Source organism: Janthinobacterium leeuwenhoeki (assembly GCF_051380795.1).
Classification (GTDB): domain Bacteria; phylum Pseudomonadota; class Gammaproteobacteria; order Burkholderiales; family Burkholderiaceae_D; genus Janthinobacterium.
On sequence record NZ_JBNYXT010000002.1, the window covers coordinates 278,451 to 304,170 of the forward strand.

Consider the following 25,720-nt stretch of genomic DNA (forward strand, 5'->3'; position numbering starts at 1 on the left):
TACCAAACAAACCACCACTGAGGACTGCACCATGAAAAAACGCATTTTCAACCTGACTGCTACCCTGATCGCCGGCCTGTTCGCCACCGCTGCCTTCGCCCAAACCCCTGCCGCTCCCACAGCATCGGTGCCCGCCAAAGTGGAAGCGGCCCACACCAAGGCTGTCGTGAAAGCCGACGCCAAGGAAGCGCAAGCCGTCGTGAAAGCCGATGCCAAAGAAGCCAAGGCTGTCGTCGCCGCGAAAACGGATGTGGCCAGCGCCAAAGCGGAGGCGGCCACCACGAAAGCCAAGGCGCACCACAAGGCCAAGAAAACCAAGGCCAAGGCGGACGAAAAACTGGCGTCGGCCACCGCCGAAGCGGCTCCTGCCAAGTAATTCCGACACACCATACTGACCACGCCATACCAAGGATATTAAATAAAATGAAAAAAGTTATCGCCACCCTGATCGCCAGCCTGTTCACCACCGCCACTTTCGCCCAGACGCCGACCGTCGCGCCAGTCGCGCCAGTGGCACCGGTTCCTGTCGTCGCCCCTGTCGTCAAGGCCGAAGCACCGGCAGCAGCCGTCAAGCCAGCGGCGCACAAGAAAGCCAAGCACCACAAGGCGAAGAAAGCCGCTCCAGCCGACAAGGCAGCGCCTGCAGAACCAGCAGTGCCGGCAACGTCAGCAGCGCCAGCCAAGTAATCGCGGCGACACCAAGTAAAAAAGACAGGGTTTTCCCTGTCTTTTTTTTCGTCCGCTTTTTAGTTCGCTTATTTCGGCATCAGCACCGTGTCGATCACATTGATCACGCCATTCGACTGGTACACGTCATAGGTGCTGATGTTGGCGCTGTTGCCGCCCTCATCCATCACCACGATGTTGTGCATGCCGTTCATGGCGAACATCAATTTGCCGCCGCTGGCCGTGGGCAAGGTGGCTTTACCGTTATGCATCTTGATTTCCTTCGCCAGCGCCTTGAAGTCGTATTTGCCGGGCACCACGTGGTAGGTGAGGATTTTCGTCAGGGTCGCCTTGTTTTCCGGTTTCACCAGGGTATCGACGGTGCCGGCCGGCAGCTTGCCAAACGCGGCATTCGTCGGCGCGAAGACGGTAAACGGGCCCTTGCCTTTCAGCGTATCGACCAGACCGGCCGCCTTGACGGCAGCGACCAGGGTCGTGTGGTCGGCCGAATTGACGGCGTTGTCGACGATGTCCTTGGATGGATACATGCTCTGGCCACCCACCATGGTCGTCATGTCGGCGGCAAACGGGGCGCTGGCGGCCAGCATGGAAGTGATGGAGGTGACAAGTAGTGCTGCGGGAAGAAAGGTGCGCATGATGATATCTCCTGGATGACTGCGTTTGCGTGATTGCAGGAGTATTTACGCGGCCTGTCCGCAAACGGATTCAAATTGCAGAAAACAAAAAAACGGCGCCGTGCAGTGCACGACGCCGTTCTCGAAAGACTCCCGCGTCGCGGGCCGGAATGACCCAGCCCGCGGTGCCGGGAAACTAGTTGGCCGCCACTTGCGGCTCCGTCTCGCCCCAGCCGCCGCCCAGGGCGCGGATCAGCGCCACCGTGGTGACGGCGCGGTTGCCGCGCAATTGCACGGCGTTGCGCTCGATGGCCGCCAGGTTGCGCTGCGCGTCGAGCAGATCGAGGTAGCTGGAACGGCCCGCGTCGTACAGCTTTTGCGCCAGGTCGGCCGAGCGGCGCGCCGAAACGACGGCTGCGTCGATCTGCTGCGTCTGGCCAGACAGGATGCGCAGGCCGGCCAGGTTGTCTTCCACCTCGGCGAAGGCCAGCAGCACGCTCTGGCGATACGTCGCCACCGACTCTTCCAGTTGCGCTTCGCTGCGGCTCACGGCAGCTTTATTACGTCCGCCGTCGATGATCGGCATCGACATCAGGGCGCCCAGCAGCCAGGAGCGGCTGCTCCACTTGAAGATGTCCGAGAAGGTATCGGACGCGCCGCCGCCAGATGCGTTCAGGGTCAAGGCCGGGAACATGGCAGATTTCGCCACGCCGATGCGCGCATTCGACGCTTCCATGGTGCGCTGTGCCGAAGCGATGTCGGGACGGCGCTCCAGCAGGGACGACGGCATGCCGGCCGGGATCACGGGCAGGAAGCCGCTATCCTGCAGCGGGTTCACACTCGCCGTGAAGCTGGCGGCCGGCTTGCCCAGCAGGACGGCCAGCGCATGCTCGCTGGTGGCGCGCTGGCGCTGCAAGCCAATGGCTTCGGCGCGCGTCGTCGACAGCTCCGTGCGGGCACGCGACAAATCGAATTCGCCGATGTCGCCCAGGTCATAGCGGCGCTGGTTCACATGCACGCTTTCCTCGCGCAGGCGTACCGTCTGTTCCAGGGTCGCCAGTTCGGCGTCCGTGGCGCGCAGCTGGAAATACGCCTGCGCCACGTCGGCCTGCAAGGACAGCAGCACCGAGCGGTAGGTCGCTTCCACGGCCAGCGCATCGCTGCGCGAGGCGCTGACGTTAGCCGCCACTCTGCCGAACAAATCGACTTCGTAGCTGGCCGTCAGGTTGGCCTGGTAGACATTCGTGGCCGCCACCGGCGCGCCGTTCGGCAAGCCGAGCGACACGGCGGAAGCGCGGTTACGCTGGCCGCCCACGTTGACACCCACTTGCGGAATGCGGTCCGCTTCGGCGATGCCGGCAATCGCCCTCGCCTGCTTGACGCGGGCGGCGGCGACAGCCAGGTTGGCATTCGCCTGCGTGGCTTCGTTAATCAAGCCGGTCAACGCCGGATCATTGAACGCCAGCCACCATTCGCCGCGCGCCTGGCGCTCGGCTGGCACGCCCTGCTTCCAGCGCGTGCCGTCGGCTGCCGTCTGCACGGCGGGCAAGGTTTGCGCTTCCTTGAACGCCGCCGGCGTCTCGATCTGCGGCTGCTTGAACTCCGGCGCCGCGCAGGCCGCCAGCAAGACGGCGGCTGCCATGGCGGTCAGCACAGGCTTGACGCGCCAGATGATTTCCTTGGTTTTCAATATATATCTCCTTCCAGATCCAGCACTGGCGCGGAGACAGGCTTGGCGGCAGTGGCGGCTGGTTTTTTCTCAAAACGCTGCGCCAGGGTGCGCAGCAGTACGTAGAACACGGGCGTCAGGAACAGGCCGAAGAAGGTCACGCCCAGCATGCCGGCGAATACCGCCACACCCATGGCATGGCGCATTTCCGAACCGGCGCCATTCGAGAACACGAGGGGCACCACGCCCATGATGAAGGCGATCGACGTCATCAAAATCGGACGCAGGCGCAGACGGCACGCTTCCAGCGCCGCTTGCACGACGCTGCGGCCATGCTCTTCCAGTTCGCGGGCAAATTCCACGATCAGAATCGCATTCTTCGACGCCAGCCCCACCAGCACGAATAGCGCGATCTGGGTAAACACGTTGTTGTCGCCGCCGGTCAGCTTCACGCCAAGAAGCGCGCAGAGAATCGACATCGGCACGATCAAGATCACGGCCAGCGGCAAGGTCCAGCTTTCGTACTGGGCGGCCAGCACCAGGAACACCAGCAGCACGCACAGCGGGAAGACATAGATCATCGTATTGCCGGACAAGATGTCCTGATAGGTCAGCTCCGTCCATTCATACGAAATCCCCTGCGGCAGCACTTCCTTGGCGATGCGTTCCAGCGCCGCTTGCGCCTGGCCGCTCGAAACGCCAGGGGCTGCGCCGCCATTGAAGTCGGCTGCGGCATACGCGTTGTAGCGCTGCACGCGGTCCGGACCATAACTATCCTTGACGCGCATCAACGACGACAGCGGGATCATTTCACCCTTGTTATTGCGCACCTTCAGCTGCGCGATATCCTGGGCATGCGAGCGGAATTCGGCATCGGCTTGCACGCGCACCTGGTAGGTGCGGCCAAACTGATTGAAGTCATTCACGTACAGCGAACCGAGGTTGATCTGCAAGGTCTGGTAAATCGTTTGCAGCTGCACGCCCATCTGCTTGGCTTTCACGCGGTCGACGTCGGCGAACAGCTGCGGCACGTTGATCTGGTAGCCCGAGAACACGCCCGCCAGCTCCGGCGTCTGGTACGCCTTGGCAGCCAGTGCCTGGGTAGCGTTGTACAGCGCATCGTAACCGAGGTTGCCGCGGTCTTCGATCATCATCTTGAAGCCGCCAATGGTGCCCAGGCCATTGACGGGCGGTGGCGGGAAGACCATGATGAAGGCGTCCTGGATGCCGCCCAGGCGCTTGTTGATCTCGGCCGCGATGGCGCCGCCCGACAATTCCTTGCTGGTACGCTGGTCGAACGGCTTCAGGGTGGCGAAGACGATGCCGGCGTTCGGCGCATTGGTAAAGTCATTGATCGACAGGCCGGGGAAGGCAATCGTCGATTCGACGCCGGGCACCGACTTGATGACGTCGGACATGCGGCGCACGACATCTTCCGTGCGGTCCAGCGAGGCGGCATCGGGCAATTGCGCAAAGCCCACCAGGTATTGCTTGTCCTGCGCTGGCACGAAGCCGGCCGGCACGGACTTGAAGGTGAAGATGGCGGCAACGACCAGCAGTGCATACACGCCCAGCGAGGCACTCTTGCGGCCCAATACACCTTTCACGCCCGCTTCATAGCGGTGCGAAGCGCGGCCGAAGAAGCGGTTGAACCAGGCGAAGAAGCGGCCGAAGACCATGTCCATGCCGCGCGTCAGCGCGTCTTTCGGCGCGTCGTGCGGCCTCAAGAGTGCGGCCGAAAGGGCTGGCGCCAGGGTCAGCGAGCTGAATGCGGAGATCACGGTCGAAATGGCGATGGTCAGCGCGAACTGGCGGTAGAACTCGCCCGACAGGCCGGGCACGAAGGCGATCGGCACGAACACGGCGCACAGCACCAGGGCGATGGCAACGATAGGACCGCTCACCTCTTTCATGGCCTGGATGGTGGCGTCGCGCGGCGACAAGCCTTCCTCGATGTTGCGCTCGACGTTTTCCACCACCACGATGGCGTCATCGACGACGATACCGATGGCCAGCACAAGGCCGAACAGCGACAGGGTGTTGATCGAGAAGCCAAAGCCCAGCATCACGGCAAAAGTACCGACAATCGACACGGGAACGGCCAGCAGCGGAATGATGGAGGCGCGCCAGGTTTGCAGGAAGATGATTACCACCAGCACCACCAGGGCAATCGCTTCGAGCAGTGTATGGATCACGGCTTCGATGGACGAACGCACGAACTGCGTGGGGTCGTACTCGATGCGGTATTCCACGCCTTGCGGGAAGTCTTTTTTCAGTTCGTCCATCTTGGCGCGCACGTCGGAAGACAGTTGCAGCGCGTTGGCGTTGGGCGCCTCGAAAATACCCATGCCGACGGCCGGATCATTGTTCAGCAGCGAACGCAGCGAGTAGCTGTTGGCGCCCATTTCCACGCGCGCCACGTCTTTGAGGTGCGTCACGGCGCCGTCGGCATTGGTGCGCACGATGATTGCGCCAAATTCCTCGGGCGTCTGCAGACGGCCCTGGGTGTTGACGGTCAGCTGGAAGTCCGAGTTCTTCGCTGGCGAGGCGCCGATCACGCCAGCGGCTACCTGCACGTTCTGCTCGCGGATGGCGTCGACGACGTCATTGGCCGTCATGCCGCGCGCCGCTACCTTTTGCGGATCGAGCCAGATGCGCATGGCATAGTCGCCCGCGCCGAAGATCTGGATGTCGCCCATGCCGGGCAAGCGGGCCAGTTGATCCTTGACGTTCAGCACCGCGTAGTTACGCAGGTACATGTCGTCATAGCGCTTGTTTGGCGAAACCAGGTGCACCACCATGGTCAGGTTGGGCGAGGACTTGACGGTCGTCACGCCGATCTGGCGCACTTCCTCGGGCAGGCGCGGCAAGGCGCGCTGCACGCGGTTCTGCACCTGCGTCTCGGCCTGCTCGACGTTGGTGCCGATCTTGAAGGTCACGGTCAGCATCATCGAACCATCGGACGTGTTTTGCGAGGACATGTAGAGCATGTTCTCGACGCCGTTGATCTGCTCTTCGAGCGGCGCGGCCACGGTTTCGGCGATCACTTTCGGGTTGGCGCCCGGGTACTGCGCGCGCACCACCACGGATGGCGGCACGACGTCGGGATATTCGGAGATGGGCAGGCCGAATATCGACAGCAGCCCGGCCACGAATATGACGATCGACAGCACCGCCGCGAAAATCGGCTTGTCGATGAAAAAGCGGGAAAAATTCATGTTTATTCCTTGGAAGTCGATGCTGCTTTGGCGGCGATCTTGGCGTCTTTTACTTCAGGTTTTGCGGGGGCGACCGGTGCGCTCGGGTCGAAATCCATGGCCACCATCTGCGGCGTCACGGGCGCGCCGGGGCGCACGCGCTGCAAGCCGTTGACGACGATCTTTTCACCCGCCTTCAAGCCTTCGCGCACCACGCGCAAGCCGTCCGAGGTCGGGCCCAGCTTGACGGCGCGGTATTCGGCCTTGTTATCCAAGCCCACCACGTACACATATTTGCGGCTTTGATCCGTGCCGACGGCGCGGTCGCTGATCAACAGCGCCGTGCTTTGCGCTTGCGGGCCGTTGCCGCCATCGAGCAAGATGCGCGCGAACAGGCCCGGCACCAGCTGGCGCTCGGTGTTGGCGAAGGTGGCGCGCATGCGCACGCTGCCCGTGGCCGGATCGAGCTGGTTGTCGACGAATTCCAGCTTGCCTTCGTGCGGGAAGCCCGTTTCGTTGGCCAGGCCCACCTTGACGGTGACGGGCGTGCCCTTTTGCGCCGTGCCGGCCACACGCAGATACGTATCTTCATCGCCGTCGAAGCTGGCGTAGATGCGGTCCGTCGAGACCACCGAGGTCAGAATGGCGGAAGCGTCGATCAGGTTGCCGACGGTGATTTCCGCCTTGCTGGCACGGCCGCTGATCGGCGCCTGCACCTGCGTGTACGACAGGTTCAGCTTGGCCGCTTCATACGCGGCTTGCGCCGAGCGGGCGTTGGCGTCCAGCTCTTTCAAGCCCGAGGCCTTTTCATCGAATTCGCGCTGGGCGATGGCTTTTTCAGCCAGCAGCTTTTCAGCGCGCGACAGTTCCAGCTTGGCCAGTTCCGCCTTGGCGCGGGCGGAAGCGGCCGTGCCTTCGGCGCGCGACACTTCGGCCTGGAATGGACGTGGATCGATGACGAACAACACATCGCCCTTTTTCACTTCGCTGCCCGGCTTGAAATTGACGGCGGTGATGAAGCCGCCGACGCGCGAGCGGATTTCCACGCGCTCGATCGCTTCCAGGCGGCCCGAGAATTCCTGTGTTTCCGTGATCTGTTTTTCAATGACGGCGGCGGCCGAGATGGGCGGGCCACCGGCCGCTGGCGCGTCAGGCACCTTGCTGTTGGCCGTATCGCAACCGGCCAGACTCACGGCCACCAGTCCCGCCAGCGCGAGCGAGGCAGCCAGGGGCTTGAGTAAGGTACCCAAGGTGGAAAATTCTTGAACGTTTTTCATTTTATTTACCTGTTTTATGAAAATTTCTAATGGTATGGGCGGCAGGAAGCAACCCAGCTAAAAGTGGAAACTGCAGCGTATGGTGGTGCCATGGTGCCCGACGGCGCTCGATCAAAGATAAGCAAACCGCCAGCTGTTTAACAGCGGACGGGGACGACGAAGCTGGCTGTGCGAGCGCACAACTCAGGCAAGAATGGAACTACACTGCGTAGTGTAGCAACCAAAAATCAGAAAGTAAACTGGTTAGTGTAAGTTTTTTCGCGGAGTCGCAGATGGCGGCGTCATGACTCGGGCTCCTGCCCCAGTCCCGCGACAAAGCTGGCGATTTCACCCAATACCTGCACCTTGCAGGCGCACTCATTGCGGGCGGTCGCGTCTTGCAGCGGCGCGGCAGCCATGCGCCGCACGGTGGTCTTGATGCCGCAGGCGATCAATTTGCTGCCGTATTGTTCAGCTTCGTCGCGCAATGGGTCATCTTCGCTGGACAGAATGAGCGCCGGCGGCAGGTTCTTCAGGCGGCTGGACTGCAATGGCGACGCGTACGGATGGGTACGGTCAGCGGCATTCGGCAGGTAGCCACGGTAGGCGGCGGCGCATTGATCGGCCACTTCCGCCAGGTCAGGACAGGTCGGCAGGTGGCGCATCGAACAGGTCGACAGGCCGGGGTCAAGCATGGGCATGATCAGCACCTGGCCCGCGAGGGGCGGTCCGCCCCGGTCGCGCGACATCATGGCGCATACGGCAGCGAGGTTGGCGCCCGCTTCGATGCCCGACACCACCATCTGCTTGCCCGTCCAGCCCAGCTTGGACTTGTTCTTTTTTGCCCACAGCAGTACGGCATGCGCGTCTTCCACGGCGGCGGGGAATGGCCGCACCTTCGCCAGCGTGTAGTTCGCGGCCAGCACCACGTGGTCGGGATTGCTCAGTACGAGGCAGCGCAGGAAGTCGTCCGCGTCGTCCAGATCGCCGGCGACAAAACCGCCGCCATGGAAGAAGACGATCAGGCTCGATTGCTTGGCGCCCGGCACGCCGGCCGTGTAGACGCGCGCGGCGAGCGCATCTTGCGCGCCCTGCACCTGGATGTCGCGTATCTTCAGCGCCTGGCCAGGCGCCAGTTCGGCCGCGGTGTCGGCAACGCTCATTGCGCCACCACCGGCTGCACCGCAACATCGCGTACCGCATCGTTCAGGCAAAACAGGGCGACGCCGCCCACTTCATGGGTCAGGGCGCTATACGCACTGGCTTCGCTTTGCGCCGCCAACGAGTATGCATCCGTCGATACCATCGCGGCCAGAGCGAGCGCAACCGCAACCAACGCGGGTACTGCAAAGTTTCCATTCCGATGACCCATGATCTCTCCTGTTGTACTTCCTGCGGCATCACTTATGCTGCAGTACAACAACTATAGACTTGATCTACAATCTGATAAAGAGTGCAATGGCGAATTGATTGTTCAGGATTCTGAATAATCACGCATAAAGTGATAGGAAATCAAGTGAACAAGCTGCAAGCCATGGAAGTTTTCATCCAAGTCGTCGATGCGGGCGGCTTTACGCGCGCGGCGGAAAACATGCAGCTGCCGAAAGCCACCGTGTCGACCCTGATCCAGTCGCTGGAAGCGAGCCTGTCGGTTAAATTGCTTAACCGCACCACACGCCACGTCAGCATCACCTCCGACGGCGCCGCCTATTACGAGCGCTGCGTGCGCATCCTGTCGGACGTGCGCGAGGCCGAGGAATCGTTATCGCGTACGCGCTTGAGCCCCAGCGGGCGGCTGCGCGTGGACGCCCCCACGGCCCTGGCCAGCGAACTGATCATCCCCGCCCTGCCCGATTTTTTTGCCCGCTACCCTGACATCTCGCTGGAACTGGGCTGCAGCGACCGCCCCGTCGACCTGATCGAGGAAGGCGTCGACTGCGCCGTGCGCGGCGGCGAATTGGGCGACCTGAACCTGATCGCGCGCCGGGTCGGCGTGCTGCACTTCATGACGTGCGCCTCGCCCGGCTACCTGTCGCGGCACGGCACGCCGCTGCATCCGAACGACTTGCCACAGCACCGGGGCGTGAATTTTTTCTCCGCCAAGACAGGCAAGACGTTTGATTGGGATTTCACGCGCGCCGGCGAGCGTATCCAGATCGCCATACCCAGCCATATCGCCCTGAACGACTCGAACGCCTACACGGCAGCCGGCCTGGCGGGCCTGGGCATCGTGCAAATGACACATTTCATGCTTGCGCCGCTGCTAGAACAGGGCAAAATGGTGGAATTGCTCGGCGAATGGGAATGCGACCCGTTGCCCATCCACGTAATCTATCCGCCCAACCGCCATTTGTCCGCCAAGGTGCGCGTGTTTGTCGAATGGGTCGCCGACATGTTTAGCAACCACCCGGCCACGCAACTCAAGGGCAAGAGCAGCCCTCCAAGTGCGCGCGCCACCCTGACCGAGGCCCAGCCATGACCGCAGCAAGCATATCGCCGCACCCCCACCGCATCGTCTTTCTCGACCGCGACAGCCTGATCGCCAGCGTGCGCCCGCCCACCTTCGCCCACAGCTGGGAAGAGCATGCGCACACCAAGGGCAGTGAACAGACGGTGTCCCGCCTGCAAGGCGCCACGATCGCCATCACGAACAAGGTGCCGCTGCGCGCGGCTGAACTGGCGCAGCTGCCCAAGCTCCAGATGATCGCCGTGGCCGCCACCGGCACGGATATTCTCGACCTGGCCGCCTGCCGCGAACGGGGCATCGTCGTGGCGAATATCCGCGACTATGCGCGCGCCACCGTGCCCGAGCATACCTTGGCCCTGATGCTGGCCCTGCGCCGCCAGCTGGTCGCCTACCGCGCGGATGTGGAAGCGGGACTGTGGCAAGCATCGGAGCGCTTCTGCCTGTTCGGCCACCCGATCCGCGACCTGGCCGGCAGCCGCCTGGGTTTGCTCGGTTACGGCGCGCTGGGCAAGTCCGTGGCCCAGCTGGGACGCGCCTTCGGCATGCACGTCATCGTGCACAACCGTTCTCCCATCGCCGAAGACGGCGTGACGCAAGTGAGCTTCGACGAGCTGCTGGCCACGTCCGACGTGCTCAGCCTGCACCTGCCCCTGACGGACAAGACGCGCAATATCCTTGGCGCCAAGGAACTGGCGCGCATGCAAGCGACGTCGTTGTTGATCAACACGGCGCGGGGCGGCCTCGTCGATGAAGCGGCGCTGGCCGAGGCATTGAAAAACGGCGTGATCGCCGGCGCCGGTTTCGACGTGTTATCCAAGGAACCACCGCTGCCGGACAACCCACTTTTAAATTTGCGCCTGCCCAACTTCATCCTCACCCCGCATACGGCCTGGGCCAGCGGTGAAGCCATGCAAAAGCTGGCCGATATCCTGATCGGCAACGTGGAAGCGTTCGAACGGGGTGCGCCCACGAACGTGGTGGCATGAACGTCTTGCAGGAACTCGATGAATTGCTGTGCAGCGACGACGGGGAATACGACCGTCTCGACCTGTTTCACGAGGCGGACGAGCTGATCGGGCAACTGCGGACGGCCGACGTGGCCGCGCTGCTGGGACTGTGGCAGGCGCGTAGCCTGTGCTGGCAGCAGCGTTTCACGCAAGCGAGTAGCAACATCGACGGCGCCGTGCTGCGCGCCCTGCTGGCGAGCTTGCTGCAGATCAAGGAAGCACCGCACGGCGTGTTCGAACTGATGGCGCGCCTGCCGCCCGTGGCCGACGCCTCTGCCCTCAGCGACGCCCTGCTCGATTATGCCGGGCAAGCCTGGCATGCGGCGGCGCCCGCACGGCAGCGGCACATCCAGATGAGTTGCTGGAGTTGCGGACTGTCGGGCCGGCTGCTGAAGCGGTTGGGACTGGCATCGTGGAAGGATGCGGGACTGTAGGAACTACGGCGCGGCAGGCCGCTCGAAGGAAAACCCCGGCGCATACGCATGATAGCCGTCGAAATCGCCCTTGCCGATGGCCGCTCCGCCGCTGCGCGCGATCGCATACGCCATGCTGAAGTGAAAGTAGAAATTCGGCAGGATGTAGAAGTTCAAATATTCGTCGGCCGGCAGCGCGATGTCGGCAAAGCCGGCGCGGTCGCGGCAGATGCGTCCGGGCGGCCCGTCAAAGCGCTCTACAGGAATCGCCTTGAGGTAGCGCATGGTCTGCGCGATCTGTTCCTGCAGGCTGGCGGCGGTGCTGAAATCGGCCACTGCCAGCCCCGCCAGCGGGCAGCAGCCGCGCAGGGAAAAGCTCACGGCCGCGCGCACCTGCTGGGCGAATGGCAGCATGTCCGGGTGCAGCCGCGCCGCCAGCATGTGCGGCGCAGTGCCGGTCTTGTCGAGCATGGCGGACAGCTGCGCCAGGGAGCGGCAAAAGATGGCGACGGGGTGGCTGTTCATCATTTCCTTGTGCAAGATTCAATCTGACAAGAGTGTGCCACAAGCACCTGCATCCCCCATAGCGTTAACGCCGGTGCTTGCTGAAAAACTCCCAAATGACCTCATTCGCATCGATGGCGCGCGTGGTCTTGCCGATGGGCAGGCCGATATTGAAAGCATCGGCACCGGGCCAGGTGTGGCCGCCCTCCTTGACCGTGAGCAAGGCCACGCTGGCACCGCCATCCTGCTCCAGCCAGCTCACTTGCGTGGTGTCGCCAGCGGGGCCAGGGAGCAGGCGCGGCTGCGGCGTGGCGCCTGCGATGCCGTTGTGCCGGCGCCAGTAATCGAACGTGGCTTCTGCCGACAGATAGCTGGCGGCCTTGCCTTCATGCAGCACGACCTTGTCGGCCGTGCCCTGTATCAATAGCATGCCGACCTTGTCTGTCTTTTTATGCTGCTGCAGCACCGGTTCCGGCATGGGCGCCCCCACCGAAGCGACGGCGGCGAACTGCTGTGGCAGCTCGGCCGCCAGGCGCAAGACAAAGAAACCGCCGCGCGACAGGCCCGTGGCGTACACGCGCTTGTCGTCGATGCGGTAATCCTGTTTGAGTTTACTCAACATGGCTTGCGTAAAGCCGACATCGTCCGTGCCCGCCAGGTAATCCATGCCGAAACCCACGTTCCAGTCCTGCTTGATACCTTGCGGATACACAACGATGAACTGATGCCGCTCAGCCGTCTTGTTCATCTGCGTGTACAGCATATGTTCCGCCATGCTCATGCCGCCGCCATGGAAATTGAAGACGACGGGAAAAGCTTGCTGCGGCGCGCTGGCGTAGGCGGCGGGCGTGTAGACGATGTAGCGGCGCTTGTCTTCCTTGTGCTGTAGCGATTGCACCTGGGCCAGCACGGGCGAGCGCAGGCAGGACAGAATGAACAGGCTGATGGCGATTTTCATGGGCTTCCCTTCAAGTAAAAGAGCCGCCAGCATAAGCAGGGGCAGGTGAAATCGCGGTGAAATCCGGTGACTTTATTACGCCTGGGCCGGAACGATGGCGACACGGTACTGCGTCGCGCCGGGGTGGAAAACAATCTCCCAGCGCATGGCCTGGGCCAGGCGCAGCAGCAGGTTCTGGCCATGCGCGAAACCGTGGATGCGCCGTGGCTGCCCCGCCTGCACGGTATTGACGATGTTCAGGTGGCCTTGCGCAAACGCAATGCTGACGCGGCAATCAGGCCCGCCATGGAACAGGGCATTCGCCAGGCAATTATTGATGAGCAACATGACCAGCTGCCCGTTGCCGGCCACCTCCAGCCGCTCGGGCAAGTCCAGGTTCAGCAGGCTGGCATCCCAGCGATGTTCGTCCAGCAGGCGCAGCAGGCATTGCTCGATGCAGCCGCGCAACTCCACCACTTCACCGGGTAACTGCTCGGCCCGTGCCAGCGCGAACAGCACGTCGATGGTGGCGCGCATCTCGTCCGTGGATTGCCGCAGCTGCGCCTGCTCCTGCCCACCCAGGGGCTGCGCATACGCCAGCGCCAGGGTGTTGTGCATCAAGGTCAGCGGCGTGCGCAATTCATGGCTGACGTCACGGGTAAATGCCTGTTCGCGCTGCAACACCGCCTGCAGTTCGGCAAAGGTGGTTTCCAGGCGGCGCGCCAGGAAACCGATCTCGTCGGGGCGGTCGCGTTCGCTGAAATGGACAGTGCTGCCGGGCACCAGCTGACGCGCTTCCTGGGCCAGGCGCTGCAAGGGCAGCACGAGGCGCCGCGCCAGCCAGTACGCCAGCAGCAAGGCCAGGGCGATCAGCGCCAGCGCCACGCCAGCCACGACACCACCCACTTCCCGCGCCAGGCGCGAGACCACCAGCACGGGCGCCACGTCGGCCAGCAGATAGCAGCGGGCCGGCTTGCCACCGGCAACGACATCGAGCGCCAGCACGTGATAGTGCTGGCCTGTCGTGGTAAACACTTCGCCGCGCGGGGCAGACGGCGGCACTTGCGCGCGCACCGCTTGAGGCAAGTCAAGGTAACTGCCATAAACCGTGATGAGGTCGCTGCCGGAGGGCGTAAGCTTGCCGTGCTGCTGCCAGCGCATGCTGACGGCCGCCGCTTCGCGCTCGAGCAGGCGCTGCACCAGCATGTCTTCCGTCACGTAGGCGATCACCAGCGCCAGGCCCGTGTAGCACAGGCACAGCAGAACGGTGAAGCCGGCCAGGGCCGCGAACAGGCTGCGGCGGATCGACTTGCTCATGGGGGCGCCGCAGAGTCGAAGGCCAGCCGGTAGCCCAGCTGCGGTATGGTCACCAGCACGCCTGCGGCGCCAGTCCCGCCAACCAGTTCCAGCTGCTTGCGCAGCGCATAGATGTGCGATTTGAGGGCGTCGCTGTCGGGCGGCTGGCTGCCCCACAGTTGCTGCAGCAAGGCCGAGCGCGAGACGGCATGCGGATGCTCGCGGCACAGCAGCAGCAAGATTTTAAAGCCCGTCTGCGTCAGCGGCAGGGGTACATCGCCGAGCAGGGCGCGCCCTGCGCGCGTCTGCAAGGTGAAGGGACCCACGCGCATTTCCTGGTGCACGTGCAGTTGCTGCCGGCGCGCCAGCGCTTCACAGCGCAAGGCCACCTCGCGCAGGTCGAACGGCTTGGTCAAATAGTCGTCGGCGCCATCGCGAAAGCCCCGTGCCTTGTCTTCGTACGCGTCGCGCGCCGTCAGCATCAAAATCGGCACATTGCTGAGCGCGGCCGCCTTGATGGCGCGGCACACTCGCAAACCATCCATGTCGGGCAAGTTCAGGTCCAGCAACACCACGTCGTAGCTATTGCGCGTCGCCAATTGCACCGCCAGCGCGCCCGTGCCCGCATGGTCCGTCTGCCAGCCCAAGCCGTCGAGGAAATCGAGCACCTGGCGCGCGATGGCCAAGTGGTCTTCCACCAGCAGGATGCTCAAAGGAAGTTTATTCATCGCACGCCGGCAATGCGCGCGTATAGCCAGAAGTTGCCGGATCTTCCGCGGACTTGCCGGTAACAGCGCAGATAGCCTTCCCGCTCGAAAGCGCAGCGTTCGAGCACGCGGATCGAACGTGCATTGCTTTCCAGCACAGTCGCCTGGATGCGCAGGAAGCCAAGGCGCCGGAAACCCCAGTCTACGACCGATGCGGCGATGGACGTGGCCACGCCCTGCCCCCAGACAGCGGGTGCCAGGTCATAGGCAATTTCCGCCGTGCGGTGCTGCGGGAAAATGGCATTGAAGCCGATCGTGCCCACCAGTTGGCCACCCTCGCGCAGCACGACGGCCAGGCGGATGGACGACGATGGTTGTGCCGATGCATAGTCATCGAAATTGGCCTGCAGATCGTCGATGCAACGCAAGTTCCAGCTCGTGTGCTCCACAACGGCGGGATCGGCCAAATACGCATACCAGGCGGGCGCGTCGCTACGTTCCAGGTGGCGAAATGTCACCAGCGGATGGGTGCAACTGGGCAAGTCAGGTGGTTTCATCGTTCGCTCCTGCAATGCTCAGTCGACGGGGCAGCCATCGGCCAGCCAAGCATGAAAATCATCGGCAGCCAGCCAGCGCTGGAACGCGTCGATAGCTTGCCCGCTCACGCGGCGCCCTTGCGCCGTGCTTCCCACTCGCGGCGCAGCAAGCCGTACAGGGCCGAGTCGCTGACGTGGCCGGCCACGATCCAGCGTTCCGGCAGAAAACCTTCCTTGTTGAACCCCTGGCGTTCCAGGGCACTGGCCGAACCGGCATTGAGCGGGTCGATATCGGCTTCCAGGCGGTTCAGGTCGCGCTCGACAAACGCGTACTCGATCAGCGCCGACAGCGCTTCGTGCATATAACCGTTGCCCCAGTACGGACGGCCCAGCGCGTAGCCGATCTCGGCGCGGCGGTTCTGGCGGTGCTCGGAAAACAGGCTGCAGCTGCCCAGGTATTCGCCCGTCGCCTTCAGCTCGATGGCGAAGCGGAAAAACTCCTCTTTTTCGAAAGCGGCGATGTCCTCGGCAATCTGGCGCGCGGCGCGGCTGGCATCGGTCCATGGTGGTTCGCTGAAATAGCGCATCACTTCGGGGTCGGCATGCATGGCGAATTGCGCCGCCTCATCCGATGCTTGCGGCTTGCGCAGGATCAATCGTTGAGTGGTGATGGTCTTGCTGTAGGTCATGGCGCTCCAGTCTGGCGGCAAACGGACGAATGCTTATTATTCCATGCAACTATAACGATGTGGCAATTTTGTGACGGTGCTTTTAATGTACCATGGCAATATTTTTCGCCATATCATTGATGCAACTTCATGCGCCGCTTATGTACGCAGTCAGCGACGCAACCACCTCCGAAGCCAACCATGTCCATCCCTAAAATCCACCTCACCATGCCGCTCGCCGTCGGCGCACTGGCCGTCTGGCTGGGCTTGAGCCTGGGCGGCCGCTGGCTGGAATCCGCCGGCTACGCCTTGCCGGGCGCCGCCGTCACCGGCCGTATCGGCCTGTCGTGGGCGCTGGCCGCACTGTTCGCGCTGGCGCTGCTGCTGGCCTCAAGCCGGCCCCGCGCGGCGGGCCTGTGTGCGCCGCAGCCATGGAAAACCACGTGGCTGGTCTGGCCACCGCTGCTGTATGCGCTGCTGATGCTGTTGCTGGCCTGGGCCGGCGGCTGGCCGCAACCCCGCGTGCTGCTGATCGTCGCTTGCAATGCGGCACTGGTGGCCATTTCGGAAGAATTGATGTTCCGCGCCATTTTGCTCCAAGGCATGCTGGACCGCTACGCCGTCTGGCCCGCCGTCTTGATGTCATCGGCGCTGTTCGGCCTGGCCCATACGGCCAACGGCCTGGCCACGGGCGATGTCAGCGGCGCCTTGTGGCAAGCCGTGGCCGCCACCCTGCAAGGCGTCGGCTATGCGGCCATCCGCCTGCGCACCCGCTCCATCTGGCCTATGGTACTCGTGCATGGACTGTGGGACTATGCGCTGGTAACGGCCACCTTGCCGAACCCGGCCGAAGACGGCGCGTCCATCCTGCCGACTATCGCCCTGCTGGCCGTGCTGCCCTTGTGCCTGTACGGCGTCTACCTGCTACGCCCCAGCCAGCGCGCCGCCATGTCGCAACTGCAACTATAATATTGCTACAATATTATTAATCCCTTTGCCAAGGAATCAGCATGGCGTTTTTTTCACGTGATTACGAAGTATTCCTGCTGCTGGCCGCACCCGATGCGGTGCCACTGTGGGATGCAGCGCAATGGACGCCGTTTGCCGCCAGCCTCGATAGCCTCATGGCGCAAGCGCGGGGCAAGGCCGGCGTACGCAGCCATCAATACAATCCCAAGGGCAAGCCGATTCCCTTTGGCCGCCTGGGCTGGGACGACAAGTCGCACGCGAAGTGGACGCACACGCCGGAAACACGCGAAGCCCGCTTCATGAGCCTGGAAACGTGGGCGCCCACCTGGACCCTCTGCGAAAAGGACGACCAGGCGCCCGACCTGTTCCTCGCCCTGGCCAATGAATCGCTGCTGGGACGGGCAGGCAAGCCCCTGCAATTCGGCCAGCGCCTGGTGTGCGCCATCGCCACGGACATGGGCCCGGAAGCGGCCGCCACCTTGCGACTATGCCTGGCACAACTGGCTGCGCAGCAAGACGCCGTCGTCTTCGCCCATACGCGGCGCCAGTGGGGCCGCGCCGCGTACGGCGGTTTCACGGGCGCCATCCAGGATATGCTGATCGGCGGCCTGTTCCAGCCCGACGACCCGCATGCGCGGCCGCTCGATGCGGCCACTTTCCGCGAGCCATGGAACCGCATCGAGCAGGCTTGACAGCGCGAGCCATCGCATGGCATGGTTCAACCATGCCATCGCCATTCCCGCCCCTGTCATCGATTATTGCCACCATTCGTCGCATGGTGGCCAGGCAGGAATGACATAGACCAAGCCGCCTGCAAGGCGGCTTGGCTTCATCTGGCGTCTCGCAGGCTTTGTTTCCCCCACCTGAGCGAGCGACCATGTATCCTACTTCCAGCATCACCGTTACCCCCACCCTGCACCTCGTATGCGGCAAGATTGCTTCCGGAAAATCCACCCTGACCACCCGGCTGGCCAGCGCGCCGCAGACCGTGCGCATCAGCGAAGACAACTTGCTGGCACAGCTGTATCCGGGCCAGATCGCCAGCCTGGCCGACTACGTGGCTTGCGCGGCGCGGCTGCGCACAGCCATCGCTCCTTTGTGCTTGCAGATGCTGCAAGCGGGCGTGTCCGTCGTACTGGATTTTCCCGCGAATACGCCCGCCAGCCGCGCCTGGATGCGCGACCTGTTCCAGCAGGCTGGCACGCCGCACGTGCTGCATTACCTGGACGTGCCGGACGACGAATGCAAGGCGCGCTTGCGCCAGCGCAATGCAAGCGGACTGCATCCGTTCTCCACCAGCGAGGCGCAATTTGATGACATCACCCGCCACTTCGTGCCGCCCCAAGCGTCGGAAGGCTTTGATATCTTGCGGATTGCCACTTAAAACGTGCCCGGCAGCAAGATTTTTTTGTCAACAGCTTGCAAGTTGCGCAAGCCGCAAAACGCCATCGCCAAGTCCAGTTCGTTGCGGATGATGTCGCGGCAGTTGGTGACGCCCTGGCCATCCATGGCGCCAAGTCCGTACAGAAAGGGACGGCCGAACAGCCATCTACCCTATCAGTCAGCAGCATGGACATGCGCCGGGCATCTCTGCACCGTGTACACTCCCGCGCGCAGAACGGCGGCAAGCAGACTGGCAGACTGGCAGGCAGGCAAAGGCAGCGAGCACAGCAACATGAAAAAATTGCGCTATGGAAATAATGACTCTCCATATAGAATACCGGCGCCGTTTCTGCCCTGCCTGCAACGCCAGCCTGGGCCCCCCTCGGCGCCCCCGCGCAGCCTGGCTGAGGGCGGGTGATGCGCTCTGCCATTTTTCCGTCATCCAGCAGAGAAAGCACAGAACGGTGGTGTGCCGGGGGGGGGGCGGCAAATTCGCCTTCTTTTCAACCTTTCTTCATCTGGGAGTACTGTACTTTGAACCTTAAAAAACCCGTTTCGACCGCACTGCGCAGCATCGTCATCGCCTTGGCCACCGCGGGCCTGAGCGCCAGCGCCATGGCCAAGCCATTCGTGCTGGCCTATACAGACGGGCAGAATCCCCAGTCCTTCAGCAACCTGCGCAACTTTTATACCAACCTCGACGCGGTCGGCCTGGGTTCGCGCTATGCCCTGAAGGCAAACGGCAGCGTCCTCGACGAAGGCAAAAATACGACCAATGATGATATCGTCCGCTTTGCCAACGAAAAACGGCTGCCGGTGTATCCCACGGTGTCCGACTGGAGCAACGAGAAATCTGAATTCGACCGCGTGGTCAGCGACACCATACTCAGCAGCGAGGCAAATCGCACGAACGCCATCGCCAATCTGCTCAGCCTGACGATCAACGGGAACTACGCCGGCATCAACATCGATCTGGAAGCGGTGCAGCCGTCCATGAAGGCGCACATGTCGACCTTCATTGCCGCGCTGTCGAACGCCCTGCATGCCAAAGGCAAGAAGCTGATCATCAGTGTTCCGCCCATGAGCGGCGACGGTGCGCCTTCGTATATGGCCGGCTACGACTACAAGGCGCTCGGCGCGGCGGTCGACTACTTCCAGGTGATGACCTACGATGAGGCAGGCCCGGGCTGGTCGTCGTCGAGCTCGGGCACCTGGCCCGGTCCGCAAGCGGGACTGGACTGGATGAACGCCAAGCTGAGCTATGCTGTGTCGCGCGTACCGGCCAACAAGGTCTTGCAAGGCTTGCCGACCTACGGCTACGACTACAGCACCGGCAAGATCTCGTACTGGAAAGGATCGAATGGCGTACTTGGCTATAACGACATCCTGAACGCCCACCCCACCGCCAAGCCATCGCGCGACAGCGCCGCAGCCACCCCGTATGCGGCTTGGGGCACAGTCAAGCAGCAAGCCAGCGGCGTCGAATGGAACAATAGCACGAAGCAGCCAGTCCTCTGGTACGACGACGTGCAAAGCATCACCGCCAAAACCGCGTTGGTCAATACCTACAAACTGGGCGGCACCAGCATCTGGGCGATGGGTTATGAAGATGCCGCCTTCTGGGGCGCAGTCTCGGCCGGCTTGGGCGTGCAACCGCCTGCCCCACCCGAGAGTCCGGACGGCAACATCGCCGTGGCCGGCAAGGGTTATATCTGGAATGCCAATGCCAGCGCCACCGCCAACACCAATAGCGCGCTTGCGCCGGCGGTGAACGACGGCAACCTCAGCACCACCTTGATGTTGAACAACAACGGCGAAGGGGGCGCGCAAAAATGGCAAGCCGCTGGCGTGATGTTCTCGTCCGCAAAAAGCGTAACGTCGGCAGTGTTCGTGAATGGCGCGCTGGACAGCTACGGCAACGGCTATTTCGAGTCGGGCCTGAGCCTGCAGTACACGCTGAACGGCAGCACCTGGGTAGAATCGGGCTGGAGCGTCACTCCTACCTATCCGAACAATGCTTCCGCCAGCAGCGTTGCCTACACCTTCAGCGGCAAGGCCATCAGCGGCGTGGTTGGCGTGCGGGTATCGGGACGCGCCGGTCCTTCGTCGTGGAGCGGTTCGTTCAAAGAGGTCAAAGTCTTCGGCAAATAAGTCGCTGATGCATTACCCCTCCCGGCGCCAGCAATAGTGCGCTGGGAGGGGCTAGTCTATTCCTTATGCAAACATCTTTCGCCCTGCATTTTTGTTCAGCTTCAGCCAGTTTCGTGCGCACGCAGCGGCAAGGGCCGGCGTGAAGCGCACTGCCCTTGCACGCGGCATGTCACTGGTCGAGATGATGGTGGCCGTGCTGCTGCTGACACTGATGAGCGTCCTCGGATGGCGCGCGCTCGATGGCATCCTGCGCGCACGCGCGACGCTGCATGAGCAACTGCAGCAGTCGCGCAGCGCGCAACTGGCGTTCGCGCAGATCGAGGTCGATTGCCGTCACCTGGTGCGCAGCGCCGACTTCAACGGGCAAGCCACCCTATCCACGGCCAACGGGCAACTTGCCCTGCTGCGTAGCGTGGCCCTTGAGGGGCACAGCGATCAACTGCAAATCGTCGTCTACCGCAACGAAGAAGGCGTACTGCGGCGCCATACCTCGCCTGCCGGCAGCGATCTCAAGGTACTGGCGGCTGCCTGGCAAGCCACACTCCAAGGCCAGGACCATTTCGACGGCGTGACGCTGCTCACCCACGGGGGCAGCTTTGAACTCAGTCTGTGGCGCAATGGCAGCGGCTGGCAAGCAGGCGGAAACCCTGGCGCACCGCTCAGGCTGCGCACTCGACGGATAGTGCATGCGCCGCAGCCAGACCCTGCGGCGCTGCAGGTTCAGCTGGGCTCCGGCAGCCCTGCCGGAACGCTGACCCACCTGTTCCTGCTGGAGGCGCACTGATGCCCGGGCGCGCGGGGCGCTACTGTCGGCATGGCCAGGCTCAGCGAGGGGTGGCGATCATTACGGCACTGCTGCTGACCACCCTGGCCGTCACCGCCGTCACAAGCCTGTTCTGGATGCAGCAGGTGCAGGTGCGAGGCATGGAAAACCAGCGCCAACGCGTACAGACGCAATGGATATGGCAGGCAAGCCTGGACTCGGCGCAACTGATTCTGCGCCAGGACGGCGCAAGCAGTCCGGCATACACAACACTCGACGGAGCATGGAATGCACCGATGCCGGACATCCGGCTGGATCAGTATGTCGAGCATGAACTTGCCGCAGGCGAGCGCTCGCAAGCGCACATCGGCAGCCGCATGATAGACGCCCAGTCGCGTTACAACTTGAGCAACCTTGCCACGCTGCGCACACCCGATCCCGCTGCAATACGCGTTTTCGAACGCCTGCTGGCCAATCTGCGCCTGGATCCGGGCCTGGCCTTGCCCACTGCCCTCGCCATCGCCGATACCCGGCAAGACGAGGCAGGCGCGACAGGCGCAAACCGCCCTGCATTGAAGCGGATGGATGAGCTACTCGGCATTGCTGGCTACACGCAGCAGATAGTGCTGCTGCTGAGTGAATACGCGGTGCTGCTACCGCATCCGACGGCAGTGAATGTCAATACGGCGGCGCCGGAAGTGCTGGCGGCCACACTCCATCTTTCCATGCCAGAGGGACGCCAGCTGGCGGCGCGCCGGCAACACGCCTATTTTAGAACGATGGACGAATTCAACGCGGCGCTGCACGGCCAACGTTTACCCGAAGAGCTGCGCATCGATATCAGAAGCGATTACTTTCTGCTGCAAGGCGCGGTGCGCGTGGGCCGCAGCGCGCTCGACGCAACGGCCTTGATTCATCGCCAGCGCAGCGCTGCACCCACCACCAGCGTCGTGTGGACGCATCAGGAATAAGCTGCCAGCGAGCGCAGGGCGCGGGCAAGATTAAAACGTCCCCGGCAGCAAGATTTTCTTGTCCACATGCTGCAAGTCGCGCAAGCCGCAAAAGGCCATCGTCAAATCGAGTTCATTGCGGATGATGTCCAGGCATTTGGTGACGCCGGGGCCGCCCATGGCGCCCAGGCCATATAAAAACGGGCGGCCGATGTACACGCCTTTCGCGCCCAGTGCCACGGCCTTGAGCACATCCTGACCCGAGCGGATGCCGCCGTCCATGTGCACTTCGATCTGGCTGCCCACGGCGTCGACGATGGCGGGCAAGGCTTCGATCGACGATTGCGCGCCGTCGAGCTGGCGCCCGCCGTGGTTCGAGACGATCAGCGCGTCGGCGCCGCTGTTGACGGCCAGGCGCGCGTCTTCCGGGTCCATGATGCCCTTGATGATGAGCTTGCCACCCCAGCGCTGCTTGATCCATTCCACGTCGGCCCACGACAGGCTCAGGTCAAACTGCTGCTGCGTCCAGGCCGACAGCGACGACATGTCCGAGACAGACGTGGCGTGGCCGACGATGTTGCCGAAGCCGCGCCGTTTCGTGCCCAGCATGCCCGCCACCCAGCGCGGCTTGGTGGCTATGTTGAGGATATTCGGAATCGTCAGTTTCGGCGGCGCCGACAGGCCGTTGCGCAAATCCTTGTGGCGCTGGCCCAGCACCTGCAAGTCCAGGGTCAGTACGAGCGCGCCGCATTTGGCCGCCTTGGCGCGGTCGATCAGGCGGTTGATGAATTCGCGGTCCTTCATCACGTACAGCTGGAACCAGAACGGCTTAGTCGTGTTCGCTGCCACATCCTCGATCGAGCAAATGCTCATGGTCGACAGGGTGAATGGCACGCCGAAGCGCTCAGCCGCCTGGGCCGCGAGGATTTCGCCATTCGCATGTTGCATGCCCGTCAAGCCCGTGGGCGACAGGGCCACCGGCATGGAAACCACCTGTCCGACCATGGTCGAGGCCAGGCTGCGGTTTTCCAGGTTGACGGCCACGCGCTGGCGGAATTTGATCCTGGCGAAATCGCTGTTGTTGGCGCGATACGTCGATTCCGTCCAGGAACCGGAATCGGCGTAGTCGTAAAACATGCGCGGCACCCGTTTCTGGGCCAGCACGCGCAAGTCTTCGATGCAGGTGATGATACTCATGCGTTTCCTCGGTCGATGGCAAGTCGAACCATGATCGTGCATTTGCCGGCAATTGTCTATCCGACAGGCAATGCCACCGGCCCTGGCGCCACACTTACCAGTCGCGCGCGCCGAGGATCTGCTCGCCCAGCGCCGTCAAACACGCTTGCGGATAGCGCAGCTTTTCCTTTTCCTCGGGGTCGCCGGGGAAGGCATAACCCTGCGGCGCGCTGCGCTCGCGCCAGCTTTGCACGCGCCAGTCGCGCAGGCTGGCATTGTCTTCCTGCGCGGGCGTAAAGGAAATGTATTGCGCCAGGCGCACCTGGTCGGTGGACGTGTTCGGGCGGATGCCGTGCGCCAGCAAGCTGTTGAATATCAACAACTCGCCTTTCTTCATGGCGATGAATTCCATCGGATACGGCACCGTCGCCAGGTCCGGCTGCCACGGGTTGCGGTCCGCCGGCACCGTCTTGCGCCACTCAAGCAAATTGTTGAACAATTCTGGATAGCATTGAAAACCGCCGCTCTCGGGCGAGGTATCGGACAGGGCCAGCACGCCTTGCACGTTGACGGGCAGCGGGTCGAGCGTGGTGTCCGCATCCCAGTGGATGAAGCCGCCAAACTTGCGCTTGCCATTGTTCGGCGTGTTCAAGTTGGCGCGGTCGATGGTCACCCACAGGTCTACACGGTCCCAGATGTCGACGAAGGCGTCATACACGCGCTGCGTCTGGCGGTTATCCCACAGGGTCTGGTTGTGATAGGCCTCGACCATGCCGGAGCCGTTGAGTTCCTTCATGGCGTGGTCGCGCAGCTGGTCCTGGTTCCAGGTGGCGGGGTCATGCTGGTCGAGTCCCTGGAATTGCCACAGGAAATCGGTCGTGCGCCGCACTTGCTCGGGTGACACGACATCCTTGACGATGACGTAACCATAGGTTTGCCAGTGCAAAAAATCGCTGTCGGACAGCACGCGCAGGGGCAGCTGTTTTTGTATGTCGCGTAACTGGGTCTGTTCCGTGTAGGCCACGGACGGGTTGCCGGGACGGTCTTCGCCGTATTGGTATCGGTCTTCTTGCATCGCTGTCTCCTGTGTTGGTGTGAGACAAATTGTGCTTCGGCAGTGCCGCGTAAAATGCGTGCGCAGCAACCAATACTGATACTATCCTGACTATCCACCACCTCAAAACGTCATAATGACGCCTTTATTTGAACAAGTCACGATCCCCACGGGCCACTCCTGCGGCTTGCTGTGGCGCGAACTCGACACCATTCCCTTCCTCTGGCACTACCACCCGCAATTCGAGCTGACCCTCACCGTCAATGCACGGGGGCAGCGCTACATCGGCGACCATATGGGCGATTTCGAGCCGGGCGACCTGGTGCTGCTGGGGCCGAATTTGCCGCATACCTGGTCGGCCAGCGAGCGCATCGACAGCGCGCAGCCGATGCTGGCCGTCGTCGTATGGTTTTCCCTCGAATGGGTGGAGCAGCTGGCGGCCTGCTTTCCAGAATTGCGCGGCGTGCGGCAACTGGCGGCCCGCGCCGGCCCGGCCCTGCATTTCTCGCCGGCAGCGAGCGCGCGCAGCGCGGCCAAACTGCTGCAACTGAATGCCCTGCCGGTGGCACAGCGCCTGCCGCTGCTGCTCGACGTGCTGCTGGAACTGGCTGGCGACGAGGGCGCGCAGCCGCTGGCCTCGGAAGCGCTGGCGCCGATACATGCCGATGGGCAGCAAAAGCGCATGGCAATCGTGTTTGACTTCATGCACGCGCATTTCCGCGAAGAGATTGCACTGGAAACGCTGGCGCAGCGGGCGGCCCTGTCGCTGGGGGCCTTTCACCGCTGCTTCAAGCGCCACGCGCATTGCACGCCGGGCGCGTATCTGGCGCGGCTGCGCATCGGCCGCGCCTGCCAACAGCTGATCGAAAGCGATCTCGCCATCGCCATCATCGCGCAAGAGGCGGGCTACCGCAACCTGGCGCATTTCAACCGCCAGTTCCGCGCCGCCAGGCACGTCACGCCGCGCGCGTTTCGCCTGCAATACCGGCGCGGCGCCACAGGCGCAGGGTAAATCCATTCGGAAACGAAAAAGGGGATCAGATTTTACAATCTGACCCCCGATATTCTGGTGCGGCTGGCAGGAATTGAACCCACGACCCCTTGGTTCGTAGCCAAGTACTCTATCCAGCTGAGCTACAGCCGCCTAAGACAAGATTATAGCAGGGCTTTGCAGAATGGCAAAGGGCGCCGTGTGGGCGTGTTAGCCCAAAGTAGTAATGTCCCCTTCGTGCAAAGTAGTAATGTCCCCTTTTGGGATAAACGGGCACGAAATCATGGTGACGCAGATGAGCGACAAGGAAGTGCTGAGATCCCAG

The 25,720-nt window shown here is 62.8% G+C and carries 26 protein-coding genes, 1 tRNA gene and 1 pseudogene; 12 read left to right on the forward strand and 16 right to left on the reverse strand.

Annotated features, from left to right (window positions below; translation table 11 throughout):
* Window positions 1-31 precede the first annotated feature (31 nt).
* Both ACQ4WS_RS03180 and ACQ4WS_RS03185 read left to right on the forward strand, forming a co-directional pair.
* Window positions 32-376 (forward strand): hypothetical protein, encoded by a 345-nt coding sequence (locus ACQ4WS_RS03180; RefSeq protein WP_436473582.1) that lies wholly within the window; start codon window positions 32-34, stop codon window positions 374-376.
* Window positions 377-423: 47 nt separating this feature from the next.
* Entirely contained in the window at window positions 424-687 is a 264-nt protein-coding gene (locus ACQ4WS_RS03185; RefSeq protein WP_436473584.1) for a hypothetical protein, read from the forward strand.
* Window positions 688-755: 68 nt separating this feature from the next.
* On the opposite strand, the gene ACQ4WS_RS03190 is transcribed toward ACQ4WS_RS03185, so the two are convergent.
* From ACQ4WS_RS03190 to ACQ4WS_RS03215, 6 genes are all read right to left on the reverse strand, one after another.
* Window positions 756-1,274, reverse strand: coding sequence for a fasciclin domain-containing protein (locus ACQ4WS_RS03190; protein WP_436473644.1), 519 nt, complete (start codon window positions 1,272-1,274; stop codon window positions 756-758).
* Between the two features lie 223 nt (window positions 1,275-1,497).
* The gene (locus tag ACQ4WS_RS03195; RefSeq protein ID WP_436473645.1) at window positions 1,498-2,943 is read right to left on the reverse strand and encodes an efflux transporter outer membrane subunit; all 1,446 of its coding nucleotides are present in this window, start codon (window positions 2,941-2,943) and stop codon (window positions 1,498-1,500) included.
* Window positions 2,944-2,987: 44 nt separating this feature from the next.
* The gene (locus ACQ4WS_RS03200; protein ID WP_436473586.1) at window positions 2,988-6,188 is read right to left on the reverse strand and encodes an efflux RND transporter permease subunit; all 3,201 of its coding nucleotides are present in this window, start codon (window positions 6,186-6,188) and stop codon (window positions 2,988-2,990) included.
* A 2-nt stretch (window positions 6,189-6,190) separates the two neighbouring features.
* A complete protein-coding gene (locus ACQ4WS_RS03205) occupies window positions 6,191-7,444 on the reverse strand; it encodes an efflux RND transporter periplasmic adaptor subunit (protein WP_436473588.1) in 1,254 nt (417 codons plus the stop codon).
* Between the two features lie 281 nt (window positions 7,445-7,725).
* A complete protein-coding gene (locus ACQ4WS_RS03210) occupies window positions 7,726-8,586 on the reverse strand; it encodes an alpha/beta hydrolase (RefSeq protein ID WP_436473590.1) in 861 nt (286 codons plus the stop codon).
* Entirely contained in the window at window positions 8,583-8,795 is a 213-nt protein-coding gene (locus ACQ4WS_RS03215; RefSeq protein WP_436473592.1) for a hypothetical protein, read from the reverse strand. Before ACQ4WS_RS03215 ends, ACQ4WS_RS03210 begins: the two co-directional genes overlap by 4 nt.
* A 144-nt stretch (window positions 8,796-8,939) precedes the next feature.
* Here ACQ4WS_RS03215 and ACQ4WS_RS03220 point away from each other — a divergent pair, with 144 nt between their 5' ends.
* From ACQ4WS_RS03220 to ACQ4WS_RS03230, 3 genes are read left to right on the forward strand one after another with little or no spacing between them, the layout of a single operon-like run.
* Window positions 8,940-9,902, forward strand: coding sequence for a LysR family transcriptional regulator (locus ACQ4WS_RS03220; RefSeq protein ID WP_436473594.1), 963 nt, complete (start codon window positions 8,940-8,942; stop codon window positions 9,900-9,902).
* Window positions 9,899-10,876: a D-2-hydroxyacid dehydrogenase gene (locus tag ACQ4WS_RS03225; protein ID WP_436473595.1), complete on the forward strand. Its 978-nt coding sequence runs from the start codon at window positions 9,899-9,901 to the stop codon at window positions 10,874-10,876. The genes ACQ4WS_RS03220 and ACQ4WS_RS03225 overlap by 4 nt, the downstream gene beginning before the upstream one ends.
* A complete protein-coding gene (locus tag ACQ4WS_RS03230; protein ID WP_436473596.1) occupies window positions 10,873-11,331 on the forward strand; it encodes a hypothetical protein in 459 nt (152 codons plus the stop codon). Before ACQ4WS_RS03225 ends, ACQ4WS_RS03230 begins: the two co-directional genes overlap by 4 nt.
* A gap of 3 nt (window positions 11,332-11,334) precedes the next feature.
* On the opposite strand, the gene ACQ4WS_RS03235 is transcribed toward ACQ4WS_RS03230, so the two are convergent.
* The 6 genes from ACQ4WS_RS03235 to ACQ4WS_RS03260 form a co-directional block, all read right to left on the reverse strand.
* On the reverse strand, window positions 11,335-11,838 hold the full coding sequence (locus ACQ4WS_RS03235; RefSeq protein WP_436473598.1) for a DUF1993 family protein: 504 nt from the start codon (window positions 11,836-11,838) through the stop codon (window positions 11,335-11,337).
* Between the two features lie 61 nt (window positions 11,839-11,899).
* A complete protein-coding gene (locus ACQ4WS_RS03240; protein WP_436473600.1) occupies window positions 11,900-12,772 on the reverse strand; it encodes an extracellular catalytic domain type 1 short-chain-length polyhydroxyalkanoate depolymerase in 873 nt (290 codons plus the stop codon).
* Between the two features lie 75 nt (window positions 12,773-12,847).
* Window positions 12,848-14,068 carry a sensor histidine kinase gene (locus ACQ4WS_RS03245; RefSeq protein WP_436473602.1) on the reverse strand — a complete coding sequence of 407 codons (1,221 nt, stop codon included), beginning with the start codon at window positions 14,066-14,068 and terminating at the stop codon, window positions 12,848-12,850.
* Window positions 14,065-14,775 (reverse strand): response regulator transcription factor, encoded by a 711-nt coding sequence (locus tag ACQ4WS_RS03250; protein WP_436473604.1) that lies wholly within the window; start codon window positions 14,773-14,775, stop codon window positions 14,065-14,067. The genes ACQ4WS_RS03245 and ACQ4WS_RS03250 overlap by 4 nt, the downstream gene beginning before the upstream one ends.
* Complete coding sequence (locus tag ACQ4WS_RS03255) at window positions 14,772-15,311, reverse strand: GNAT family N-acetyltransferase (protein WP_436473606.1); 540 nt, start codon at window positions 15,309-15,311, stop codon at window positions 14,772-14,774. Before ACQ4WS_RS03255 ends, ACQ4WS_RS03250 begins: the two co-directional genes overlap by 4 nt.
* 104 nt (window positions 15,312-15,415) lie before the next feature.
* Entirely contained in the window at window positions 15,416-15,979 is a 564-nt protein-coding gene (locus ACQ4WS_RS03260; protein WP_436473607.1) for a GNAT family N-acetyltransferase, read from the reverse strand.
* Between the two features lie 180 nt (window positions 15,980-16,159).
* Here ACQ4WS_RS03260 and ACQ4WS_RS03265 point away from each other — a divergent pair, with 180 nt between their 5' ends.
* The 3 genes from ACQ4WS_RS03265 to ACQ4WS_RS03275 all read left to right on the forward strand — a co-directional run bounded on the left by ACQ4WS_RS03265 (window position 16,160) and on the right by ACQ4WS_RS03275 (window position 18,311).
* Complete coding sequence (locus tag ACQ4WS_RS03265) at window positions 16,160-16,927, forward strand: CPBP family intramembrane glutamic endopeptidase (RefSeq protein WP_436473609.1); 768 nt, start codon at window positions 16,160-16,162, stop codon at window positions 16,925-16,927.
* 41 nt (window positions 16,928-16,968) lie between these two features.
* The gene (locus ACQ4WS_RS03270; protein ID WP_436473611.1) at window positions 16,969-17,619 is read left to right on the forward strand and encodes a hypothetical protein; all 651 of its coding nucleotides are present in this window, start codon (window positions 16,969-16,971) and stop codon (window positions 17,617-17,619) included.
* Between the two features lie 185 nt (window positions 17,620-17,804).
* Window positions 17,805-18,311 carry a P-loop nucleotide/nucleoside kinase family protein gene (locus ACQ4WS_RS03275; RefSeq protein WP_436473612.1) on the forward strand — a complete coding sequence of 169 codons (507 nt, stop codon included), beginning with the start codon at window positions 17,805-17,807 and terminating at the stop codon, window positions 18,309-18,311.
* Here the strand turns inward: ACQ4WS_RS03275 and ACQ4WS_RS03280 are convergent.
* Window positions 18,308-18,466, reverse strand: a pseudogene (locus ACQ4WS_RS03280) (alpha-hydroxy-acid oxidizing protein); the annotation flags it as partial. The gene ACQ4WS_RS03275 and the pseudogene ACQ4WS_RS03280 sit on opposite strands and share 4 nt — an antisense overlap.
* Before the next feature lie 378 nt (window positions 18,467-18,844).
* On the opposite strand from ACQ4WS_RS03280, the gene ACQ4WS_RS03285 reads away from it, so the two are divergent.
* The 3 genes from ACQ4WS_RS03285 to gspK all read left to right on the forward strand — a co-directional run bounded on the left by ACQ4WS_RS03285 (window position 18,845) and on the right by gspK (window position 22,195).
* Entirely contained in the window at window positions 18,845-20,461 is a 1,617-nt protein-coding gene (locus tag ACQ4WS_RS03285) for a glycosyl hydrolase family 18 protein (RefSeq protein ID WP_436473614.1), read from the forward strand.
* A gap of 166 nt (window positions 20,462-20,627) precedes the next feature.
* Window positions 20,628-21,245 carry a PulJ/GspJ family protein gene (locus ACQ4WS_RS03290; protein ID WP_436473616.1) on the forward strand — a complete coding sequence of 206 codons (618 nt, stop codon included), beginning with the start codon at window positions 20,628-20,630 and terminating at the stop codon, window positions 21,243-21,245.
* Between the two features lie 50 nt (window positions 21,246-21,295).
* The gene (gspK, locus tag ACQ4WS_RS03295; protein WP_436473618.1) at window positions 21,296-22,195 is read left to right on the forward strand and encodes a type II secretion system minor pseudopilin GspK; all 900 of its coding nucleotides are present in this window, start codon (window positions 21,296-21,298) and stop codon (window positions 22,193-22,195) included.
* A gap of 30 nt (window positions 22,196-22,225) precedes the next feature.
* Here gspK and ACQ4WS_RS03300 read toward each other — a convergent pair whose 3' ends face one another.
* Together ACQ4WS_RS03300 and ACQ4WS_RS03305 are read right to left on the reverse strand one after the other, a co-directional pair.
* Complete coding sequence (locus ACQ4WS_RS03300; protein ID WP_436473620.1) at window positions 22,226-23,371, reverse strand: alpha-hydroxy acid oxidase; 1,146 nt, start codon at window positions 23,369-23,371, stop codon at window positions 22,226-22,228.
* Window positions 23,372-23,465: 94 nt separating this feature from the next.
* Window positions 23,466-24,425, reverse strand: coding sequence for a phytanoyl-CoA dioxygenase family protein (locus tag ACQ4WS_RS03305; protein ID WP_436473622.1), 960 nt, complete (start codon window positions 24,423-24,425; stop codon window positions 23,466-23,468).
* 115 nt (window positions 24,426-24,540) lie between these two features.
* Here ACQ4WS_RS03305 and ACQ4WS_RS03310 point away from each other — a divergent pair, with 115 nt between their 5' ends.
* Entirely contained in the window at window positions 24,541-25,416 is an 876-nt protein-coding gene (locus tag ACQ4WS_RS03310) for a helix-turn-helix domain-containing protein (RefSeq protein ID WP_436473624.1), read from the forward strand.
* Between the two features lie 55 nt (window positions 25,417-25,471).
* Here the strand turns inward: ACQ4WS_RS03310 and ACQ4WS_RS03315 are convergent.
* Window positions 25,472-25,548: transfer RNA gene (locus ACQ4WS_RS03315), tRNA-Arg, on the reverse strand.
* Window positions 25,549-25,720 lie beyond the last annotated feature (172 nt).